This window comes from Halosimplex halobium (assembly GCF_051414055.1).
In the GTDB taxonomy this organism is placed as follows: domain Archaea; phylum Halobacteriota; class Halobacteria; order Halobacteriales; family Haloarculaceae; genus Halosimplex; species Halosimplex halobium.
Window position 1 is genome coordinate 1 of the sequence record NZ_JBLKNX010000043.1, and the last position, 2,915, is coordinate 2,915.

The window sequence follows — 2,915 nt, forward strand, 5'->3', positions numbered from 1 at the left end:
GTCCGAGCGCGTTCCTGGTTTCGTGAGTTCCGCGAGGTTGCCCTGATGTGTGTTGTCTACAACATCAAGCGGGCTGTGAAACAGTGAAATCTACCGCCTTACAGCGATTCAACACAGCCGGTTCATCAGAGGACATAGTTCAGTCAAATGTAGTTATGATTTAATAATCTTTGGTAGGGTGTTTCAGTAGAGCGAATAACAGAAGTGTTTAGTGCCGATAATGAAAACGGAACCATAGTATGAAAATCAGCGTAGGAAGCATCGGAAACCCGGATTTCCAGATTCGTGAGGAAGTCGATCAAGAGCACGTCGAAGAAATAAAAGAAAGCTTTCGTGAGGATGGTCAATGGAATCCGATCATCGTTCGACCGGGCAAAAACGATGAGTACGAGGTCGTTTCTGGTTCTCACCGACTCGAAGCAGCTCGACAACTGGGCTGGGCCGAGATTGATGCCACTGTAAAAGATCTCGGTGATGAGGATGCGCGTGGGCTAGCAGTCAAAACGAACCGAATGCAGAAGGAGATGAAAGATGAGGAGATCGGTGAACTCTGTAAGGAGCTTTATGACGAGTATGATCTTTCGGAGGAAGAAATTGGCGAAATAACGGGTATGGCAGCGTCTACGGTCCGAGACAAGATCACCCTTGTAGCGGATCTGACTGAAGAAGTATATGAACTTGTGAAGTCTGGCGACCTTGCGGCCCGGAAAGGTCTAGTTGTTTCCACACTTCCACAGGAAGATCAGTATGAGTTCGCTCAACTAATTATCGAAAACGGCTGGTCTCGTGACGAGGCACGGAATCAGTTGGATAGGTTCCAAAACGACACAGTGGTTACGATTGGGTACAGCGGGAAGGAAGTCGAAGATCTAATCTCTGCTTTGGAAGAGGCCGAGGTAGAAGTTCTTGTAGACGTTCGCGCCTCTGGTGAGTCGATGTACAAACCACAGTATAATTCGGATATCTTGGAAAGCAAATTCGAAAACGACACCGAGATCGAGTATATCCATAGGCCCGATTTCGGAGTTCCTCAGAACCTCGTCAATCCGTATAAAGAGGGCGCCATTGGAGATGGCTGTTTCCAAGACTGGTATCATTGGAACATCCACCAAGAGGAAAAGTTCGAAGAGTTCGCCGATCTACTCAAGGAGACGGGCAAGCCGGCCCTGATGTGCATTGAGAAGCACCCGACTCCGCAGGGAGATCAAGACCACTACTGCCACCGACACCACTTGGCTAACGAGTTGATGGAAGAAGGATTCTTCCGGAAGCGCGAAGACCTGTAGGTCCCTGCTACCTACCTCGGAAAATCGGAGGAGAAATACGGTTCCGGGATAGCAGTTTGCATAACCAGATGTATCTCGTCGATTTGACTGACGCCACGTTGGAGATCAGAAATAGAGAAGATCTCGATGAAAATGTTGGAATTGCATGGGATCGGATAGCCGACGATATGGAAGACCGAGAATCACTATGGATTTACTCACCGAACATCAAGACCTTCTCAGGATTTTTACCTCTCTCTCAACTCGTTGCCCAAAGAGCGAAGCAAAAGGGAGACTTCGTACTCAGGAATATCATCTCCCGGTATAAAGAGGGAGAGAGCACCTCTAGAAGCCAGCTCGAAGATACATACGACGATATTCTATTTTTTGTAAAGGATATGTCTGAGTTCTACTTCAACAAGGATAGAATTCGCGTCGATCCCGTCTACAAAGGGAACGAGTGGCACGGGATGCGCACACACAACGAGAGCACATATCACGGTGCAGAAGTTAGACGGTACAACCCAGAAGGAAAGGATCCTGGAAACGTCTGGCTTACAGAAATCCGCGATGAATCGGATGATGAAACGATTGATCGGTGGGAACCCGTAAGTAAGGTTGAAGCGGTAGAGAGATGTATCCGAGCCGGCTCAGAAAAATCAGAAGTAATTAAATGTGTCTATCCCACCGACGAGGTGGATCAAGCAATTGAGAACACAGAGAGAAAGTCTGAGCCGATGACTGAGGTCTACACATAATATGACTGATTCACTTGGGTTCGACGGATTAGATATTCATTGGAAATCCAGTGAGAGCATGGACGAGATCGGGGAAGAGGAGGTAGACTCGATCGTTACATCTCCCCCATACTGGAATTTGAAAGACTACGGACACTCTGATCAAATCGGCGCCGAAGACGGATCGTATCAAGAGTACCTCGGAAGAATAGAAAATGTTCTCAGTGAGAGTTACAAGAAGCTCGATTTAGAAGGGTCTCTTTGGTTAATTGTCGGGACGTTCGTCGAAAGAGGCGACACCAAGCTACTTCCCGCAGATCTAATAGAATTAGCAGAGGAGATAGGATTTGTCCTTCAAGATGTAATTACGTGGTACAAGCCTTCTGCAATAGCTGGGATGAATGACCGATCAGTTGTGAACAAACGAGAATACATCCTCTATTTCTCGAAGCTTGAGGCACACGAACTATCTATCGGCTCTGAAAATGACTGGGAACCGATGGGGAACCTCTGGAGATTTCCAGTGAAGAGAGGATCTATCGGGCAAAATGTCCTCCATAAAGCACCATTCCCGAGTGAGCTGTCCGATAGAATCGTTTCGATCTCAACCACAGAAAGAGATGTTGTTCTAGACCCGTTCTTGGGGAGCGGCACAACTGCGTTATCTTCACTGAAATTAAATCGAAGAGCGGTTGGATACGAAATAAATGAGGACTTTAAAAAAATAATATCGAACCGCCTTTCAGACCTCAGACAGGCTGAGTTACCATTAGATTAGCTGAGAGTTATTATAAGGCGGTGGGGCAGAAGTGTTCTCATAGCGTGATTGTGGGGCTAGCGACATCGTTTCCTCGATGGTGATTAGCGAGTGCAACGGCCAAGCGGAGACAAAGAGCGAGGAAGACGTGTGCTT

General features: G+C 47.3%; 3 protein-coding genes and 1 pseudogene. All 4 read left to right on the top strand.

Going from position 1 to position 2,915, the window contains the following annotated elements:
* Window positions 1-87: pseudogene (locus tag ACMGFG_RS24155) on the top strand (IS5/IS1182 family transposase); the annotation flags it as partial.
* A 152-nt stretch (window positions 88-239) separates the two neighbouring features.
* Window positions 240-1,286, top strand: coding sequence for a ParB/RepB/Spo0J family partition protein (locus tag ACMGFG_RS24160; RefSeq protein ID WP_436932844.1), 1,047 nt, complete (start codon window positions 240-242; stop codon window positions 1,284-1,286).
* 68 nt (window positions 1,287-1,354) lie between these two features.
* Window positions 1,355-2,023 carry a DNA methyltransferase gene (locus ACMGFG_RS24165; RefSeq protein ID WP_436932845.1) on the top strand — a complete coding sequence of 223 codons (669 nt, stop codon included), beginning with the start codon at window positions 1,355-1,357 and terminating at the stop codon, window positions 2,021-2,023.
* Window positions 2,024-2,081: 58 nt separating this feature from the next.
* Window positions 2,082-2,780, top strand: a complete 699-nt coding sequence (locus tag ACMGFG_RS24170) for a DNA-methyltransferase (RefSeq protein WP_436932846.1) — start codon at window positions 2,082-2,084, stop codon at window positions 2,778-2,780.
* Window positions 2,781-2,915: the final 135 nt, after the last annotated feature.

Excerpts from the sequence above, each read along its gene's own strand:
- ACMGFG_RS24160 (WP_436932844.1), top strand. The coding sequence starts at position 240 with ATGAAAATCAGCGTAGGAAGCATCGGAAACCCGGATTTCCAGATTCGT.
- ACMGFG_RS24165 (WP_436932845.1), top strand. The coding sequence starts at position 1,355 with ATGTATCTCGTCGATTTGACTGACGCCACGTTGGAGATCAGAAATAGA.
- ACMGFG_RS24170 (WP_436932846.1), top strand. The coding sequence starts at position 2,082 with ATGGACGAGATCGGGGAAGAGGAGGTAGACTCGATCGTTACATCTCCC.